Origin of the sequence: Pseudoalteromonas sp. S1610 (genome assembly GCF_005887465.1) — a bacterium.
GTDB classification, from domain to species: Bacteria; Pseudomonadota; Gammaproteobacteria; order Enterobacterales; family Alteromonadaceae; genus Pseudoalteromonas; species Pseudoalteromonas undina.
On record NZ_PNDI01000010.1, the window covers coordinates 178,929 to 198,026 of the forward strand.

Genomic DNA, 19,098 nt, shown 5'->3' on the forward strand with positions numbered 1-19,098 from the left:
GCTTTTTTTGATCTTCAGGATGGGAAAAGCAAGGAATGCAAAAAGCAACACAAGATAAAAACGTAATTCAAATTAGTACCCCTGTTGGTAAAGACGCCCTTTATTTAACGCGCTTCGTTGCACAAGAAGCCATGTCAGATTTATTTGTTATGTCGGTCAATATGTACACCATAGGCCAACAAATTGCACATGAAGATCTGGTTGGCAAGCCGGTATCGATAAAGGTAAAAAATGCCGAAGGTGGGGGAGAGCGTTATTATCACGGTATTGTGAGTCAGCTTGTTTCTAACGGCAGTCGTACTGCGGACGTTGATGAACAAAAAAATTACATTGATTATCAAGCTACCATTGTGCCTTTTGCCGCTTCTATGCGTAATCGCAAGAACAGCCGCATTTTCCAAAAGAAAACAATAAAAGATATATTTGCTGATTTGTTTGGCCAACACAATGTGGCTTTTTCAGACAAAACCAGTAAAACCTACCCCAAATACGAATACTGTGTGCAATATCAAGAGTCAGATTTTGACTTTATCCAACGCTTATTACAAAGCGAAGGTATTTTTTACTTCTTTGAGCATACAAAAAGCAACCATACATTAGTTTTGGCAGATGATATCACTGCCTATGAAACGTGTGGTGAGGCAAAAGTTGTTCATTCAACTGGCCATTTAAGCGAATCTCATGTTTCGCGTTGGCAAGGCGGATTAAGCTTAGCGCCAGGCAGCTTTAAGCGTTTAGGCTACGATTTTAAACAGCCATCGCGTTACCCTGATGCAGAGCAAGCAAATGCCGAGTTACCTACGCAATCGGTATCAGAAATTTTTGAATATACAGCAGAAGCAGAGTGTCATCCTCGCGCGGCTAATTTGGCATCTGTACAATTAGAGTCGCTACAAAGAGATATGAAGCTCTCAAGCGGGCGTAGTGACTGCCGCTCATTTTCTGTTGGTAAACTGTTTAGTTTCAAAAAACATGAAGACCCACGCCTTGAAGGTAAAACCTTTGCTATTACTTCGATGATGACATCGATTGTAGTACCAAACCAATCAGGCGCTTTACAATCATCAAGTGATGAAGTGTATTCTAACCACTTTGAATGTGTGCCAAAAGACATTCCATACAGAGCGCAAGTGAGCAAAAAGAAACCGGTTATCAATGGCGTACAAACAGCCATAGTAACGGGTGATAGCGCCGATGAAATTATGATTGACCAATATGGCCGCGTAAAGGTGCAATTTGATTGGGATCGTGAAGGTAAAAAAGATTCTAAAAGTTCATGTTGGATCCGAGTTGCACAAAACTGGGCCGGCAAAAAGTGGGGCGCATTTTTCTTCCCTCGCGTAGGACAAGAAGTTTTGGTTGATTTTATTAATGGCGACCCAGATCAACCTATTATAAGCGGTGCTGTTTATAACGCAGACTTAATGCCTCCGTACGCATTACCCGGCGAAAAAACGCAAAGTGGTATTAAAACTCGCTCAACTAAAGAAGGTGGAGCAGATAATTTCAATGAGCTGCGCTTTGAGGATAAAAAAGGCAGCGAGCTTGTGTATATGCAAGCCGAAAAAGATAAACAGCTTTACGTTAAAAACGATCAAAACGAAAAAATAGATAACGATCGTAATGTTGAAATTCTTAATAACGATAATCTTAACGTTACAAAAAACCGTATTGCGGAAATGGGTGAAAACGATACCTTAAAAGTAGGTAAAACACTTAATATTGAAGCGGGTGACGAAATAGTGATAAAAACAGGCTCTGCGCAAATTAAAATGAGCAGTAGTGGCAATATCACTATTGAAGGTACAAACATTGATATTAAAGGCAGTAATGTAAAAGTAGATGGCAGTGCCATTACCTTATCTGCTGGTGTAATTAAGTTAAATTAATGATGGAAATAGTCAATAACTTTCAATCAGGATTCAGAAACGGCATTGCAAATAACGGGCACGTTGTTTACTGCCGCTATGGTTTACCGCATTTAGTGTGTTTACCAATAAATAGGCCAGATGATCCATTATTAAGCCCTGCTTTAAGTCATTTAAAAGCTATGAATGGCTATTATGCACAGCAGTTTTTTATTCATTTAAGTGATTCACTTAATAGTGAAAATGTAATTTCAAATTTATATCAATATGCAACTCAAAGCACAGTGGCACTTGCTGATCACAGTAAAGATGAGCTAATTGAAGAAATTTCGCTATTAGTGACGACTAACAAGCTACTAGTTATTCCACTGTATGAATAGTATTTCATAAACAAGCAAAGATACGACAAGGAGTCAAAATGGGTAAACCCGCTGCTACAATTGGTCATATGCATGTATGCCCTAAAGTGACCGCTAAAGTGCCACATGTGGGTGGACCTATAGTAGCCGGCTCTGGCAATGTGTTAATAGGTGGCATGCCCGCGGCGCGCAAAGGCGACATGATAGTGTGTATTGGCCCGCCAGATAGCGTAAAAACAGGCTCGGGGAGCGTTAAAATTAATGGCAAACCCGCCGCCAGAATGGGCGATGATAGTGGCCACGGCGGAAAAATCGTTGTGGGCAACCCAACTGTTTTAATTGGTGGCTAACTTTGCTAGCGACCTATTTAAGTGATCATCAAGCACAATTACTACAAATTAGTAACGCTCAATTGTGCCCGTTTACGTGTGTAGGTCATGTTCGTTATTTAAGAAAAACCCTATTAGAAAGCTGCTGGGTAAACGCAAAAAACAATAATCAAAAAAATAATTTTGAATTGCCCACCACTGAGCAACTAGTCGAAATAATAACTAACACTAAAAACGATGAATTAGTTGCCCAAGCATGTATTGAAGTTATGGCTAACTTGCCACAAAATAAAAATATTATATTTATAAATGAACTGCTTAATCAGCCAGCGCTGAGTGCTTTTTTTAAAATCATTATAAATAAAGTGGTTATTCAACAGCATAGCTTTAACTTAATTCGGCTATTAAATTTAAACACCTTGTTTTTTGCTTACAGTGCTGATGATGAAATTCCGCCGCAAACACTGGTCACTATAAATCAAATTACCAGCCTTGCGCAGCACCACGGGCCACAGATATTAACGGCTATTTTTGATGCATTAAGTGAGCAAGCCCATCTATCTCCCTTAATGTCGTTATTTTTGTTGTCGTTAAATTTTGAGCAAGTAAACAGCTTAAGTAATCATGCCAGTAATACCTTATCGGTTGATCAAACATTGCATATTTTATTACAAAGCGGTTTTGTAAAACTGATTGTTTTAGCTAATTCTTTGCTATCACAGGTAGAGCAACCCGCGTTAATTATTGCGCTAATAAGGCGCATGTTAGGTGATAAACTCGATCAGCTAGTGGAATACGATATTCAACGACTTGCTTGGCAAGGCGATGAAAGCGCGTTAATAAATTTTCAGCAGCAGTTAAAACATAACTGGCCTAAATATGAAACCGCCATGTCGAGTTTACGATTGATTTCAGGACACCCTCTTGATGAAGTGCCTAATGCCATTTATTTATCAGCCATGGATAGCTATAGCCAAGGGGTGTTTAACTTATATCGCTATTATCAACACCTCGCTGCCAATAAAGCTCAGGACGAGGTGGCATCATGAGTGCATTTTCAATAGAGATGGTATGCTTTTCTGCCCCAAATATTTGCAGTGTAGATGCATTATTATTTGACGATAACAGTGCTGTTTTTAATGAACTGCAATGGCAGTCTTGGGATGCCTGTGTTTACGATTGCATAATTAAATCTAAAGAATTAATGGCAGAAGTCACAGACAGCACATTGCCGATGATTTGGTTACTTCCAGCGTTATCATTTAAAGATGAGCTAAAACAGTTATTAACTCAGAGCTTACAACAGTTATACCCCGCTCATAGCAACGAGCTGATTTTTCATGGATCAACAGGTGCACACTCTGCTATAGCTTTGGCCGGTGAAAAAAAATGGCAAAAATTTAATGTAATTGCTTTAGATGCAACTTTTAAAGCAAATAAACAGCAGCAGTTTGTTTATCAAGGTGTAGGTGGCGCGTTGGCCCTAGTTGAAATGGTGCCTTGTGGGTGGTCGCAGGTAAGCCATGAAATTGCAGCATCAATTGATTTTAGCAAACATAATCAGCTAGCAGGTATGCTTACGCGATTAGCTGAAAAAACAGAGAATAAGATTGATCTAATTTTTGCACCAGGAAATGGGGTAGATGATGATAGTTGGCTAAACAATTTACAGCTACTTACTAGCTTAATTGATGAGCACACTTATTACGAACTACCCAATTATAAATTAGGGAAAATAGGCGCACTAGAAGGGTTGGTTAATTTGTACCAATTAACCACAAGCCCTGCAATTGTTGAGCATTTTAGTCATGCATTAATGCTTTCACAGGAGCAAGCTAAGCATCAAGGTGCAGCATCATACTTATGGATAAGTGAGGAAGTACACAGCTAATGCAAAGTAATACCGTTGTTTTACAGGGAATAAGTTACCCAATTTGCCTCGTCGCAGGTAAAGGTTCTGCGCCGTCGGGCTTTGTTGCTGTAGCAGCTAAGACGCCGGAAAGTGCCAAAAATCAAATTGCGCAAGTAGGTAGTGCACTTTCAAGCGACGCAGCTAAACGTTTAGACGTTATTAACTTGCTTAACCTTGCAGGAGTAAGCTGTTCGCGCGGTGCGTCAGCACGTGAAACCGCAAGTGTATTAACCCAAGCTTTGGTTGCAGGTACTATTAGTTGTTATCACCAAAAAGCTAAGTCGGCCATTCAGGTAAGCGATAACACCAATAGCGGCGCAGCAGGTAAAAAGCCAAGTAGTAAGAGCAGTTCAACAGCCTCAGGTAAAAGTGCCTCTCAAGCGCCGGCTAAAAACAGTGGCGGTGCAAGTAATAATACCCCAAGTGAAGAACCTATCACCAAACAAGAGTGCCGCTCTGATCCAGTTTCTATGCTTTCGGGTGAAGAAATCTTGCCGCTTATTGATTTCACCCTAGCAGGCAGCAAACAATTAATTTGGCGACGCCTATACCGCTCATCGCATGCGGATGTGTGCAGTGTGATGGGTAATGGTTGGCGACATGACTTTATGGTGCAGTTAACTGAGCACTATTTACCGCCACCTAAAGTGGGCCCAAAACAAAAGGGCACCTACTGGTTAGAATACCAAGATGAGCATGGCGCTAAACACCGCTTTGAAAAAGTAAAACCGGGGCAATCGAGCTATCAGTTAAGCAGTAATTTGGCGTTGCATTACCAAACTAATGGTAAGCAAGTATTGGTAACCCCAGATGATCAACACCTTACGTTTAAAGCCGGCGAGAACTCATGGTTGCTCGAAAAAGTTATTAACGAAAAAGGCCAAAGTATTGGTTTTTATTACGATGCGAAAGAGCGCTTGCATCGCGTTGAGGTAAATAAAGCGCGTGGCTGTATTTTAAAATATAACCCGCAAGGGTTGCTGGCAAACATTTCGGCTTACCGTACAGGTGATAACAACAAGCCAGTATTACTTACGCCGTTACTTGCGCAATATGATTATGATGAAAACAAAAACCTCGTTCGCGCGACCAATCAGCAAGGTGAAACAGAGCATTATGGCTATAACGCCGCTAACTTATTAACTAAGCGTACTCGTGCCAGTGGTTTTAGCCATCACTTTGAATGGGACAGTTATTCATCAAGTGCTAAATGTATAAAACAGTGGGGCGATAACAACACCTATACATATCAGTTTGAATATAATTTAGACGCTGGTGAAACAACCTGTATAGACTCGCGTGGGCATAAAGAACACTTTGTACATAACGCGCAAGGTAAGTTAGTTAAGCACACCGACCCTAATGGTAATGTTTGGCAATACGGCTATAACGCACAAGGTCAAAAAGTTACTGAAATAAAGCCAGATAGCAGTGAAATAAAATACAGCTATACCCCTTACGGCCAGTTAGAATCAATTACGCAGCCAGATGGCAGTGTCACAAAATTTGCTTACAACCAATTGGGTCAGCGTGTATTAACCACCTTGCCTGATGGCCAAACCATTACCCGTAAATATAGCGTGGCGGGTTTGCTGCAAAGTGAAACCTTTGGCGACGGTCGTACCGTACTTTACAGCTATGACAAATTTGGCCAATTAACCCAACACATAAATAAAGATGGGCAAGTCACTAAATTTGTATGGAACGAGCAAGGCGAGCTTTTAGCCAAGCACCATAACGATGAGCTTATTCGTTATAGCTACGACAGTTTAGGCCGTGTAAATGCCACCATTAATAACGCAGGTTTGTTGACTCAATATAAATACAATGAGCACGGCCAGCTTGCGCAAACCATTGCTTTTGACGAAAAAGCTCCTGAGAACAAACAGCATCAACATTTTAGTTACGATGATGCAGGGCGGTTAATTAGCTCGCAAAACAGTAAGGGTGATACTACCGAGCAACACTTTGAAGGGCTAAGCCAGCCACATTGTGTTATTCAGCCCGACGGCAGTGCACTGCATTTAACTTACGATAAAGAGCGTAACTTAACAGCCATTGAGCGCAGCGACGGCCATATATACCGCATAAGCTATGACGCAAACGAAAACCCAACGCAAGTAACTGGGTTTGACGGTACGCTGCAGCAGTATAAATACGATGCTTGTAATCGGTTAACCTCGGTTACACAAAGCGATAAACGTCATGTAAAAATAGAGCGTGATAAATTAGGCCGCGTGATTTCGCAGCATGTAAGTTTGGCAACCGATACTCACATCGTTAATAACGCCAATTACTACAGCTATAACCTGCAAGGTAAAATTACCCGTGCGCATAATGCACAATCAACTTTAAAGCAGCAGTTTGATAAAGGCGGGCGGTTACTGCGTGCTGAGCAAGTACATAATCAGCAACAAGCGCATACCTTAAAATACAGTTATGACGACTACGGCAGAAGACAAACCCTTACCCTGCCAGATTCAAGTACGCTTAAATATAGCTACAATAAATTTGGCCAGCTAAGTGCTATTCACTTACAGCAAGCCAATAGCACGGCTGTTGAACTTGCAGCGCTTAGCTATGACAGCCAAGGTAATATTCAAACGCAAAAGTTTGGTAATGACGTAACCCTTACCCAACAATTTGATGTATTTAACCGCTTAACACAGCAGCAGTTAACCCATCCTGCGCAAGCACTATTTGATACCTGTACGTACAATTACGACAGCGTAAACCAACTTATTGCGCGTAAAGAGGAAGGTGTTAGTAGTCATAACATTAATTTTGAGTACAACAGCCTAGGCCAGTTAATTCAACAAAATCTAGCCAGTGGTGAGAGCACAAAAACTACCCAATACCAGTGGGACAGTTTTGGTAACCCAGTTAGCCAATCAAAAATTCAAAATAACGAGTTATCCGAACAACAAGCTACTCAGCACAATGATGATAGCGATGCCATCAATAAGGTTGAAAGTAATCAGTCAGAAAGCACACGTAATGTAATTCATAGTGAGTACAGTGATTCAAGTACAGCAACGGTTGCTAGTGAGCTAAGCGAAGACGATGGGGTTATTACAGGCATCACTGATGCAGACCGTTTAACCCACTTTGGCGACAGCGACTTTCATTATGATGAATTCGGTAACCAAATACGCGAAACCGGTAAAGGCATAAAAACCCGCCGTGAATATAACGCATTTAATCAGCTAAGTTGTTTTAATAATAACGGCACGCTTACTCAATACGACTACGACCCACTCGGGCGTCGTATTGCCAAGCACACCGAACACGGTAAAATTGACTACATTTGGGATAACGATCAGTTAATCGGCGAATACCAACACGGTGAATATACTTGGTACATCAACCTGCCAAATCAATTTCACCCAGTAGCGCTAATTAAACAAGGTGAGGTGTACTACTACCACCTAGACCAACTGAATACCCCACGTTTTGTTACCAACAGCAAAGCAGAAGTAGTATGGAAAAACCAAGCGGATGTGTATGGCTATGAAGAATCAGAAGCCGAGCCTGAGTCAAATAAAAAAGACATCTTCACTCAGCCAATACGTTTTCAAGGGCAATATTTAGACGAGGAAAGCGGCCTGCACTACAACCGCTACCGCTATTACAGCCCCAAACAACAACGCTTTATAAACCAAGACCCGATTGGCCTTGTGGGTGGCATAAACCACTACCAATATGCACCAAACCCGGTGAATTGGGTCGATCCGATGGGGTTATTGTGTAAAGAGGGGGTGAAAAAGCTTTCTAAGATGATAGGCGACATCGTTGACCCAGCAACAAAAGCCAAAATATTAAAAATTGCTGAAGACAGTTCTCCAGCAGATGCCAGAACTGGTAATATTAAAGTAACAAGACCTAATGGTGAAAATAGACTTGAGCATGAATATAGTATCGAATCTATGGATGTTGATAACGGTAAAATTACTTTAACACGAGAAGTAGGCGATAAAGTGATTGAAACTACGATGACCATTGAACAGTTTGTTGGTGGGCATGTTATTGATGGCAAAGTGGTAAATGAAGAATGGTCTCGTGAAACAGGAACGTTGACTGAGAATGAGTTAAAACTCAATAAAGCAACTAAAAAGGCAGGCAGTAAACGGACTGTTTCTTCTCTTCCTGTAACGTTGAAAGAGAATGTGAATACTCGTGATGCGGAAATGCTCGAGCGAGATAAGCACAAGGCGAAAGCTTCACCAGAAGAAACACAACGTTATAACGACCAAATACCACTGATTAACAATGAATCAGCCAAAATTGGTGAAAAGGCTGCTGATGCAGCGATTAAAATACAGTACCCTGGTTATACTCGCATTCACCCAACTAGCTTAGATAGTTCTACATCGGTAAAGGGTAACTTTGATATGGTTTATCATAATGCTAATGGTGATGTAATTATTGTTGAAGCCAAGGGGGGCAGTAGCCCATTGGGTAAAATGAAAATAGGTGATGAATATTATCAGCAAGGTACAACGGAATATGCAGAAGCCATTACGGAACAAATGGCAGATAGCGAGAAAGAGTCTGAATTAGATGCTGCTGAAGCAATTTACAATGCTGACACAAAGAATAAAAAGGTTCAATATTTACACGTTAAAACACCCATAACTAAAACAGAGAATGGCTCGCTCGTCGGCAGTGTAGAAATTTCCGAATTTGATATATAAAAAATAACATAATAGGTTAAATATGATTATAAATCGCAATAGCATTCCAGAATTTGAAAAAATACCTCTTAAAAGACGTTTAAAGCGATTAGAGCGAGCTTATGAAGAAATTGCAGAAAATATTGAAATTAAAAGGGACAATTTATTGACGATATCAAAGGATATGATAAAGCTTGCTCGCTGGCTCACTTGGGAAGTTCAAACGCCAGAGATAGAGAAAAAGTCAGCAACAGGGCTACGTTATGCGTCAAAAATGTACGCAGCGTTCTTAAAGCTTGCACAGTACCCAGAGCAAGACCTTACGTTTAAAATATATGATTTACCTGAAGTAAAGTGGAATGGAAAGGGGATGTTAGAATCTGGACGCGCAGCTCCATCGCAATGGCTTGATGCCTATTTTTTAGCGGTTATTACTCGCGATACTGAAAGTATGGATAGCTTGGCAAATTTCCCTATAGAAACAATGAAACAAAGTGCGACACAGGCAGGCCCCGTTTCTTATAAGCTCGTTGAAGTATTTCAAGCTTATCACCATCATCAAGCCGATTACCCAAAATTGCTTGACGAGTGTATGGGAATGGCTGTTAAGCAAAATGATGACTGGGCGATATATATTGCTTTCGGATACTTAGAAACTCTAGCTGCTTTATCACCAGCAACTTTTGATGTTGGTTGTGATTTTAATGAAGCACTTGCCAAAAACGTACAAGCGCAAGAGCGCTATCACATTTATGAGGCAGGTCCAGATCATGCCCCTGTAGATTCATTCTTACCCCTGCAATTACTCGGCATGGCGTGCATGTGGCACGATATGGGTAATGAGGTAACGGTTGAAAGTGATTCACTTCCTCGTTTTTTAATTAATGGAACTTATTTTAAATAATTAGAAATATAGGTAAGGAGGCTCAAACCACTATGTTTGGTTTAATAAAAAAATATGACGTACACATGTGCTCTGAAGTTAAAGGGGTAATTACTTTAAACGGTAATCCCGTTGAAGGTGCTTTAATAAATCGCACTCTAGAATTTGCACACAAAGTTGAAAAAGAAGATCAGGTAATAACAGCTCCTGATGGTTCATTTTATTTACCTGAAGTCGTTATTGAATCAAAAATACCCGGAGATATGTTCTCGCATGAGGTTACTTATCAAACTATTACGGCTGTATATGCTGATAAAAAATACAAACTTTGGGGTTCAAAGCTAAGCGGAATAAGTGAGCCTAGTGAATACAAACAAAAGCTGAGCAGTTTAAATGCTGATTTAGATTCTACAGAAGTAAACTTTGTTTTTCCTAATCATGAAAATCCAAATTTGGAGTTTGATGGTTCAAGTATTTGTAGATGGGAACATGATTTTGAAATTTATGAGATAGAAGATAGCGAAGATTACTTTAAAGATTTTTAAATAGAAAAGGACTTTACATGAACATTTTATCGCCAAGTGTAGCGGCACAATTAGCTGAATTTGCATATGACAGTATTACAGCAGCATCAAAGAGCTCATCAAATATAGAGCCGAGTAGAATAATAAGTAAGCACTTTGTGTTTGATTCAAAAAAATCTGCTTTTACTGGAATTTCAGGTACTGTGGCTGAACACGTGTTAAATCATGCAACGGGTTTTGGCTTTTTTGGAATTGGTTCTAAAGAGGGCGCTCATAAAGGTGAAGTTGTACTAACTTTTCGTGGTACAGCAGGCATTGCTGATACTTTGACGGATTTGCATTGTGGTTTAACTGTTGGGCCAAATTATAAAGCAGTTCATGCTGGGTTTAACCGTACTTTTGAGTCTATCAAACCTCAGTTAAAAGCTATATTGAGTAAGGTAGGTGGTCGCCCCGTTCATTGTGTTGGCCATAGCCTTGGTGGGGCATTAGCAACGCTAGCAGCAAATTGGATTAAAGCGCAATATAAAGTGCCTGTAAAATTATACACTTTTGGTTCTCCAAGAGTTGGTCATAACCCTTTTGCTATTCAAAGTGAAACCAGCCTAAATGGAATTTATAGGGCAGTACACCGAAGTGATCCTGTACCTATGGTTCCTGTTTGGCCATTTGTTCATGCAGGGAATGAGTACAGAATAAGCACATGCGTATCACTTACAGGTGCTGCACATAAAATGGCGGGAAATGCGCCTGGGTATATCAATACCGCATCTCGTTATCCTGATTATAAGAGCATGGAAAAGGGCTCTTTATCTAACTTAACGATGACACGTCTAAAATACAACAATCGCCACCATGCTTCTTTTAATGCTCATTGGGCTGAAAAAATAACGAGCGCTTTACTAACGTTATTAAGAGAGAGTGGCAAAATCACGAGTATTCTTGCTCAAGGTGTGGTTGCTGGAACGCTAACTATTTATGATGCTTTAGCTCGTAGTCTGGTTGAAATATCTAAAATGTCATCTAAATATGCTGAAGATTGTCAGGGGTTATTAGGGCATATTCTTAACTTTGTTGGGAAGCCTGGCGTGATAGCTGTTGATTATACATACGCGCAAGCTAAGCGAATTTTGTATTGGATGTTAGAAAAACTAAATCAGGTAGTGATAGCAGCTGTAAAAGTATCTCCTTACATGGGTATTGGATACTAACATTGCTTTAAAGGCTCAGATAACTTCTGAGCCACTTAAATAATAAATAAGATTAGCTATAAAGAATTGAAAGGAACCTATTTCAATTGGTTGAAATTTAAAAACCTCTAATTATTGTTTCTACTCACATCTAAAGTAGCTGTAATCACATAAATAAAAAACAAGGATAGGTAATGAATAAAATAAACACGGATGTAAATTACAGAACAATGGCCGGTAATGCGCGTTTAGTTATTATTGCCGAGTCGAGCCATAACCCAGTATCTTACAAATATGAGGCTATAAAGGCCTTAAAACAGCTTAAGGCGGCTGGCTTCACTCATTTTGCAATGGAAATGCTACCTACAAGAATAAAGGACAAAATAGACTTTTATCAGCGGACTGGTAAGGGGTTTGACGTAATCAAGCAGCATTTCAAATCAAAATGGAATTGGACTAATGCTTCAAGCACAGGATATGGGGAGTTAGTAAAAGCGGCTAATTCTCTAGGGATGAAAATTGTTCCTTTAGATATGCCTATTGAAATGATGGATGAGATTGACGGGCGTTGTAATTGGGAGCAAGCAGACACCGGTTCATGTACTGACTCTCATATCGAACGAAACCATATGTGGGCAGATATTTTAAATAAAAATTTAAAGTTAGAAGAAGGCTCCCGAATTGTTGCATTTATGCATAGGTACCATGCGTTTCATGCTGGCAATAAGCATATTGGAATTGACTCTATTATGTTAAATTCAAAAGTTAGTCGTATCAGTATCATAGAGTACATCGGTGGATCTACCTGTATTGACAATGGTGTTTGTAAGGGGGAGGGCGATGTCGATAAACCATTAAGGGAAACTTATTTTTATAGGAAAGGAACGTATATACCTTCGTCTTTACCTTCTTACACAGTTCATATTCCTGAAAAAGCCATTTTAAGGAAATGATAATATGGCTAAAATTTTATTAATATTGATTCTTATAGCGCCTTCCATTAATGCCGCAGGGCCTCGATGGGATAATTCAATAGATATAAACGCTCCTGATTTAACTGTATCAGCTGCCGCAGAGCAGTGCCATAAAAGCTTAATTAACGCGCCTGAGTATCTCGAAGAGTGGTGTGAAAAAGCTTATGAAATGGGATACTGGAAGGCACTGGTTACACTAAGCCTTCATAATGGAGATGGAACTCGATTATTAAAGGAGGCCAAAAAGCGGGTTGCGGCAAAAGAGCCAAAAGCTTATTCAACTTTAGCTTGGTTATATGGCAGTGGTATGTTTGTGGAGCAAGATATTAATTATGCTATTTCCCTTTACAAAGAATTTTTAGCATTAGATGCAAAATTGCCAAATTCGTTAGTTGCGGCTGCGCACTTTAAGTTAGCAAACTTATATGAATCGCAGCAGAATTGGCTTGCAGTAAATGAGCATGCACAATATGTTATTGACCACAGCCCTTTAGCTTATGATAAAGAACGAGCTGCTGATTTGTTAGAGTTAGCTAAAAAAGAAATTTTGATTAAGAATAAATCATTGAATGAATAGACTAGACACCCATTCTGATTTTGCAGTTTAGTAAACAAAGTACTACCACTTTATATAGCGTTTCGTTCGGCGTGCATTTTGTATAGTGATGAGCATTCTACAGGTCAACCCTCAATTTTCGCAGAGGCTGAGTTGAAGATAAGTTGCTTAAGCTCGAAAGGTGTTTTGTATTGATGTAAGTGTTTACGCAGTTTTGAGTAACCACACTCAACACGCAGAGATAACTATAAGATTAAAGTTGTAATGAAATATGTAAGTCGATGCGCTTATCTAAGCGAGCTAATATAGAGGGAATGATTTGTTTTTTAGTGATAAGCAAAAAAATAAAGTGGAATTTTATGCACTTGTATATGTAATCTCGTTTTTATTGCCATTTCCTGCTTCGCTATATTCTGTTGCATTATCTCAATTAGGTGGTGTAGCACTTTGGCTGATTGGCTCAATAACATATATGATTGTTTACCTGCGAGTCGTGTCAGAATTACCAAAAGAGGATAGGTATTTTGTTACATGGGGTCAAGCAAGCTATTTTCCTCAACTGCTTTTTAAAGTAGCCCCTGTATTAATATTTATACTTTTATGCTTGTGTTGGGAAGTTTTTAGTGTTTAAAAACGAAGAGGTGTTTTTATTATTTCCCCCATGGAAGCTTTTACGTAGGTTCTTATTAGTAACGGTTATCTTACTTATAGGAACTGTTTATTCAGGCATGACATTGTTAACACAGTACTTTGATACAAGTCCTGAGTGGCTGTTGGGCATTTTGTTTTCCGTTTGAATTATGTTTTGCCTTTTAAACTTTAAAGTTAGTCAAGGCTCTTTTCTATGTGCAAAGTTATTGAAATACTATGCTCTATTTTTAGCTTTGATTTGCTTACCATCATTTATAATTTTAGAGGGAAATGGTTATCATATAGCTACAGTTACTAATATAGCCTTTATGCTGCTGTCTTTTTATTTGATTAAAGAAAATAAATACCAAGGCTTAATTAAATATCAATATAACTTTTTTAAGGATATAAAAGACGCTCGGGCCGCTGTTGAAAAAGAGATAGCTAAAGGAAATAAGAGAAAGAAAAAGTAAGTCTGCATAGCTTTGCTTATTGAATTAAAATACAAAGGAACATAGATAAAAGTAGGGCGATGAGTATGTTAGCCGCGCAATGAAATTATGGCGTGGAGTTAAGGAATGTTATTCAAAAAGTGAAGTGTGTAACTTCACTGCAAAAGCGCTTTTATTTGCAATAAGCTATGAATATGCAGTTGCTCCTTACAGCTCTGAGAATAATGACGCTATTGAGTTTTATAAATGGTGTTTTGAAAATTTAAATAAAGAACAAGGATAGGTAATGAATAAAATAAACATGGATGTAAATTACAGAACAATGGCCGGTAATGCGCGTTTAGTTATGCTAGGCGAATCAAGCCACAATCCCGCAATCTACAAATATGAAGCTATAAAAGCACTTAGGCAACTTAAAACAGCTGGTTTTACCCATTTTGCAATTGAAATGTTACCTCGTTCTATGCAAGAAAAAATAGAGTTTTATCAACGAACAGGTAAAGGGTTTAATGTAATTCAGCAATATTTTAATGATAATTGGGCTTGGGGTTATTTAGTTCCTAAAGCATATGGCGAACTGGTTAAAGCCGCTCGGGAAGTAGGCTTAAAAATAATTGCACTTGATTTGACTTTGGATGAGATGGAGTCTATTGATAAATCGTGTGATTATGATAATTCATTAGCAGGTAATTGTTTTAATAGTCACACCATTAGAAATATGGTTTGGGCTCAAAATATAAGTAATATTTTAAATCAAACTAATCAAAATCGCGTTGTTGCTTTTATGCATCGTTGGCATGCTGTTAGATCAACTAAATATCAAGAAGGTCTTGATACACTTGTGAAAATGGAAGGCACGCTAAAACTTAGATTTATTGACTTTATTGGTGGTACTGCTTGTTACTCACAAAGAAGTTGTGAGGGTTATTCTGATGAAAAGGGTAATCTTAAAAAGCAATATTTTTCACGAGAAGGTTTTCCATTTCAAACTGCAGTAAAATCTTATCAAGTACACCTGCCTGAAAATACCTCGATAGTAAAAGGTATATAGTAGTGAAAAAGTTAATTTATACTTTTTTTGTACTTATATTATGTTTCGACTCATTTGCTGGAACTTTATTTCCAAAGCATGATATTAATGATCCTAAGTTATCCAAAAACACAGTGATACTTCAATGCCAAAAAAGCCTGATGTATGCGCCTAGACAGCTTGAAAAATGGTGCGAAAAAGCATACGAAATGGGATATTGGCAGGCGCTAGAAGTTATAGGTTTACATACAAGTGATGGAAGCCGTTATATCACGGAGGCTCAATTACATGCTGAAAATGGTGATCCTGATGGAATCTTAGCATTGGCTTTTGCATATGAGTCTGGGCGTTTTGTTACTAAAAACCTACATAAATCGATTGCTTTATATAGTCAATACTTAAATGAAAACCAAGGTATTGAAGAAGAGAAAATGAGAGTAATCAGAACCCATGAAGCTTTATATTTGATATATACAAAGTTAGGTGATTTTGAAAACGCAGCTAAACAGAAACGCTTTTTAGATGAAAGTAATTATAAAGAAAATAAAGAAGCTATATTAAAAAAACAAATACGAGAAGCAGGAATATTTATTGACTCAGAACAATAAAATGCAATTTTAGTAAAATTGATACTTTGATATTCGCATGACAGATTTCATTGAAATAAAAAGGAGCTATAAACGCCAAATTAAGGCGTTATAGAATTATTATGGAACAACAACACCAACAAACACTAACCAACCTTGTATACGATATTTACGAGGATCCAACCAAAATTGAAGAGCATCAAGAGTTTATTCAACCACTATTGAGCGATTTAGTCGCAACTGCGCCTGCGGGTTTTGAAGGCATGGCGACGATGATCAATACTCATATTTCAAACGGGTTTAAGTTTAAAAACCCTAAAATACAGAAGTTTGAGCTTGAGTCGGGCTTATTAAAGCTTAAAACCTACCTACAAAAAATAAACCTTTAATTAGTTTCGTAATTGCCAATACTCTCGGCGCAGTGTGTTGGCTGTAATCAAGGATGATAAATGACTCTTATAAACACCTGCATTTTAATGCTGTTTTTACAGCCATTATTTGTTTATTTAGCACTTTTTAAACAGTCAAAATATAGCGTTGAGCCAAAAAGCTCTTTAGATAATGAAGATTCAATGTTTTTATTTATTGCCCCTGGCTTATCGGTTTTTTACCTTGATCAGTTTTGGGTCGCGCTGCTTTATTTAGGTAGTGTGTGCTTATTGGGTGTATTGCTAGCTAAAATTGTAGAAAGTAAAGCAAACAAGCGATTGACCAGAGACGATTCAATAGGGTTTATGGTCGCCAGTTTTATCTTTTTTGGAATGATTAAGTTTATTATTGTTGCGGCTGAATATTTTTTTACCGATGACGCTTCAAGCGCGATAACAGAAGATTTAAGCCCAGCAGAAGAGCCCTCATTGACGATTAGCCAAATGTTTAGTGTGGATTATTTGTATAGCCAATTTAAACCTACGGTTTATTTTTTAGCATTAATGGTAGTGACCTTAGTGCTCAAAATTATTGAGTACAAGTTTTCTTTAAAGGAGGCGCTTTCAGGTATACTTATTATGCTAAGTGCTATATTGGTTGGTATTTCACCACTATTTGGTGAAGCTTATATATTAGGCTTAATTGCTAACTTTTTTATCTTTTTTATAGTGTGTTCTACATGTATTGAAATAGACAAAATAGGGGATGCATCGGGTGGCGCTATTGCTATTTTGTATGGCTATATATTAATGATGGGACTTGGGTTTAGCATTATATGTAAGCTGGTTTATGAAGTGTTTTTTTAGGGAATGATGTATTGCTTGTTTTTTACTCTAAATGCTTGCAGTACGCTTTGTACCCAATTAGAATAAATTTTAGTTGAAATGGCAATTTCATTAACGCTGATAGTTAAGAGTTTAAAACGTCATTAAATAGCAATACGACACGTGTATTTTGAGGCTAACAGTAGGGAGTTGTATATTTTGTTATCACGTTTTAAAGCTTACTTTTTGGTAGTTGTATCTATTATCATTATTTTTACTACAACACAGGCTTGTGCAGATATGTTTGGTTTTTTTAATAAACAGGATTTTATTTTATCGGCTCCGATGAAGGGGCAGTTGTTAGATAAAGGGCGGCCTGTTGCAAATACTAAGGTTGTACGTGCGCTCACTTATGGTGATGAATATAAAGATGAAGCAATAACCGATGATAATGGTTTTTTTACCTTTACAGAAAAATCTATAAAAACGAGTAAGCCTACTAACATGTTTGATAATGAATCACTGGTTCAGCATGTTTATTTAGAAAATGGCACGCCTGAGGGCGTTGTGCTTTGGTACACAACCGTGTCTATGCACGAGGGGAGTGATACCCTAAAAAACTTACTTGCTAACTTAGAGTGTGATATTGCCGAAGAGCCACAAACATACGACATACCTATAGAAGAAGCGCCAGAGCATTTTTTTACCATATATGGTGCATGTAAAATGTAACTTTTAACATAATCATTTAAAGGGAATTTTATGAATACTTTAACTCCTACACAAGCTGTACAGGTTGCTTTGCTTGCTTATAAAGCAAAGAGTATTAAAAGTACCACGTTGCTTAATAATTCTTTGCATCCTTCTCTACGGGGTAGTTTTAACTTTGGGGTTAGCCCTGAAGCAGTGCAAGGAATATCTGGTGGGTTTTTCTCTCATTTATTTGGTTTAAGTACTGGGTTCGGTTTGCTAGGGCATGGCCAAGGGCTGTATCAAGGTGATTCAGTGATCACTATTCGCGGCACGGCTTCACTTAGAGATGGTCTAACAGATGCACATTTTGGGTTAAGCGGTGGCTCTAACGGCAGTATGGTACATGCTGGGTTTAATAAAACCTTTTATAGTATGAAACCTGCACTACAAGAGTTTGTAGCGGCTAACATTCGAGACAAAATAACCGGCTGTGTGCATATTGTTGGCCACAGTTTAGGCGGGGCATTGGCTACGCTTTCAGCCGATTGGATAAAAGCAGAGTATTCGTTGCCGGTTAAATTATATACGTTCGGCTCACCAAGAGTGGGGCTTGATAACTTTTCACGCGCTGCCACCTCACGTATTGATAAAATATACCGCTGTACACACGGTGCTGATCCGGTTACAAAAGTGCCTTTGTGGCCATTTTCACATACGCCCTACAATGGCCAAGAAATTCGTCTTGATAATGGTCAGGGCCTTAAAGGCGCAGCCCACAAGTTAAGCGGTACGCCAGGCTATGTTAATACCGCAAACAGTAATGACTGGGGCAATTTAACTGTAAAAGCAAACCACTTTTTAAGCACGCCGGTACGTTTGAAGTTTGAAGACAGAAATCAAGCTTCATTTAGTTCGCATTGGGCAGATAAACTTGGCGCTGCGTTAGTTACCTTATTAAAAGATTCGGGCTACTACAGTGCTGTTGCGGCGCAAGCAGCCATAGGTACAGGTTTAACTTTTTACGATATGCTCGCGCGAACGCTGGATAAAATAGCCAAAGCGTCAGCTTCATTTGCAACACAAACCTTAGGTTTACTCGGGCACATGTTAGTGTTTGCTGGCAAAGTTATTAGTAAAGCCGTAGAGCTGACTTACAGTTTTATTAAATCGGTATTTGATTCAACTCTAGGGGCATTATATCGCGCTGCCCGAGAAGGCTTAAATGGTCTAGATTAAGGTTTTATA

The 19,098-nt window shown here is 38.7% G+C and carries 20 protein-coding genes; all 20 read left to right on the forward strand.

The features are described from left to right. Window positions 1-35 precede the first annotated feature (35 nt). The 20 genes from tssI to CWB77_RS05645 all read left to right on the forward strand — a co-directional run bounded on the left by tssI (window position 36) and on the right by CWB77_RS05645 (window position 19,089). Entirely contained in the window at window positions 36-1,889 is a 1,854-nt protein-coding gene (gene tssI / locus CWB77_RS05550) for a type VI secretion system tip protein TssI/VgrG (RefSeq protein WP_054201387.1), read from the forward strand. Then, window positions 1,889-2,248, forward strand: coding sequence for a hypothetical protein (locus CWB77_RS05555; protein ID WP_054201386.1), 360 nt, complete (start codon window positions 1,889-1,891; stop codon window positions 2,246-2,248). Before tssI ends, CWB77_RS05555 begins: the two co-directional genes overlap by 1 nt. A gap of 38 nt (window positions 2,249-2,286) precedes the next feature. Further along, window positions 2,287-2,577, forward strand: coding sequence for a PAAR domain-containing protein (locus tag CWB77_RS05560; RefSeq protein ID WP_010389361.1), 291 nt, complete (start codon window positions 2,287-2,289; stop codon window positions 2,575-2,577). A gap of 2 nt (window positions 2,578-2,579) precedes the next feature. Continuing rightward, window positions 2,580-3,605 carry a hypothetical protein gene (locus tag CWB77_RS05565; protein WP_138621721.1) on the forward strand — a complete coding sequence of 342 codons (1,026 nt, stop codon included), beginning with the start codon at window positions 2,580-2,582 and terminating at the stop codon, window positions 3,603-3,605. Further along, the gene (locus CWB77_RS05570) at window positions 3,602-4,447 is read left to right on the forward strand and encodes a hypothetical protein (protein WP_138621723.1); all 846 of its coding nucleotides are present in this window, start codon (window positions 3,602-3,604) and stop codon (window positions 4,445-4,447) included. Before CWB77_RS05565 ends, CWB77_RS05570 begins: the two co-directional genes overlap by 4 nt. Further along, window positions 4,447-9,162: an RHS repeat-associated core domain-containing protein gene (locus CWB77_RS05575; RefSeq protein ID WP_248527113.1), complete on the forward strand. Its 4,716-nt coding sequence runs from the start codon at window positions 4,447-4,449 to the stop codon at window positions 9,160-9,162. The genes CWB77_RS05570 and CWB77_RS05575 overlap by 1 nt, the downstream gene beginning before the upstream one ends. 22 nt (window positions 9,163-9,184) lie before the next feature. After that, complete coding sequence (locus CWB77_RS05580; protein WP_096042754.1) at window positions 9,185-10,045, forward strand: immunity 49 family protein; 861 nt, start codon at window positions 9,185-9,187, stop codon at window positions 10,043-10,045. A 32-nt stretch (window positions 10,046-10,077) separates the two neighbouring features. Beyond that, on the forward strand, window positions 10,078-10,569 hold the full coding sequence (locus CWB77_RS05585; protein WP_138621725.1) for a DUF6795 domain-containing protein: 492 nt from the start codon (window positions 10,078-10,080) through the stop codon (window positions 10,567-10,569). A 17-nt stretch (window positions 10,570-10,586) separates the two neighbouring features. Beyond that, a complete protein-coding gene (locus CWB77_RS05590; RefSeq protein ID WP_138621727.1) occupies window positions 10,587-11,759 on the forward strand; it encodes a lipase family protein in 1,173 nt (390 codons plus the stop codon). 173 nt (window positions 11,760-11,932) lie between these two features. Next, window positions 11,933-12,691 carry a TraB/GumN family protein gene (locus CWB77_RS05595; protein WP_024602678.1) on the forward strand — a complete coding sequence of 253 codons (759 nt, stop codon included), beginning with the start codon at window positions 11,933-11,935 and terminating at the stop codon, window positions 12,689-12,691. Window positions 12,692-12,695: 4 nt separating this feature from the next. Next, window positions 12,696-13,289: a hypothetical protein gene (locus CWB77_RS05600; RefSeq protein WP_138621729.1), complete on the forward strand. Its 594-nt coding sequence runs from the start codon at window positions 12,696-12,698 to the stop codon at window positions 13,287-13,289. 298 nt (window positions 13,290-13,587) lie between these two features. Continuing rightward, a complete protein-coding gene (locus CWB77_RS05605; RefSeq protein ID WP_075170028.1) occupies window positions 13,588-13,899 on the forward strand; it encodes a hypothetical protein in 312 nt (103 codons plus the stop codon). A 226-nt stretch (window positions 13,900-14,125) separates the two neighbouring features. Then, window positions 14,126-14,371, forward strand: a complete 246-nt coding sequence (locus tag CWB77_RS05610; RefSeq protein ID WP_138621731.1) for a hypothetical protein — start codon at window positions 14,126-14,128, stop codon at window positions 14,369-14,371. Window positions 14,372-14,450: 79 nt separating this feature from the next. Next, window positions 14,451-14,633 carry a hypothetical protein gene (locus tag CWB77_RS05615; RefSeq protein ID WP_249362297.1) on the forward strand — a complete coding sequence of 61 codons (183 nt, stop codon included), beginning with the start codon at window positions 14,451-14,453 and terminating at the stop codon, window positions 14,631-14,633. Between the two features lie 3 nt (window positions 14,634-14,636). After that, window positions 14,637-15,401 carry a ChaN family lipoprotein gene (locus CWB77_RS05620; RefSeq protein ID WP_138621733.1) on the forward strand — a complete coding sequence of 255 codons (765 nt, stop codon included), beginning with the start codon at window positions 14,637-14,639 and terminating at the stop codon, window positions 15,399-15,401. Between the two features lie 2 nt (window positions 15,402-15,403). After that, window positions 15,404-15,988, forward strand: coding sequence for an SEL1-like repeat protein (locus CWB77_RS05625; protein WP_010389346.1), 585 nt, complete (start codon window positions 15,404-15,406; stop codon window positions 15,986-15,988). Window positions 15,989-16,089: 101 nt separating this feature from the next. Then, window positions 16,090-16,356, forward strand: coding sequence for a hypothetical protein (locus tag CWB77_RS05630; protein WP_138621735.1), 267 nt, complete (start codon window positions 16,090-16,092; stop codon window positions 16,354-16,356). A 60-nt stretch (window positions 16,357-16,416) separates the two neighbouring features. Continuing rightward, entirely contained in the window at window positions 16,417-17,202 is a 786-nt protein-coding gene (locus CWB77_RS05635; RefSeq protein WP_138621736.1) for a hypothetical protein, read from the forward strand. Window positions 17,203-17,379: 177 nt separating this feature from the next. After that, window positions 17,380-17,892, forward strand: a complete 513-nt coding sequence (locus CWB77_RS05640) for a DUF6795 domain-containing protein (RefSeq protein WP_081374099.1) — start codon at window positions 17,380-17,382, stop codon at window positions 17,890-17,892. A gap of 30 nt (window positions 17,893-17,922) precedes the next feature. After that, complete coding sequence (locus CWB77_RS05645; RefSeq protein ID WP_138621738.1) at window positions 17,923-19,089, forward strand: lipase family protein; 1,167 nt, start codon at window positions 17,923-17,925, stop codon at window positions 19,087-19,089. Window positions 19,090-19,098 lie beyond the last annotated feature (9 nt).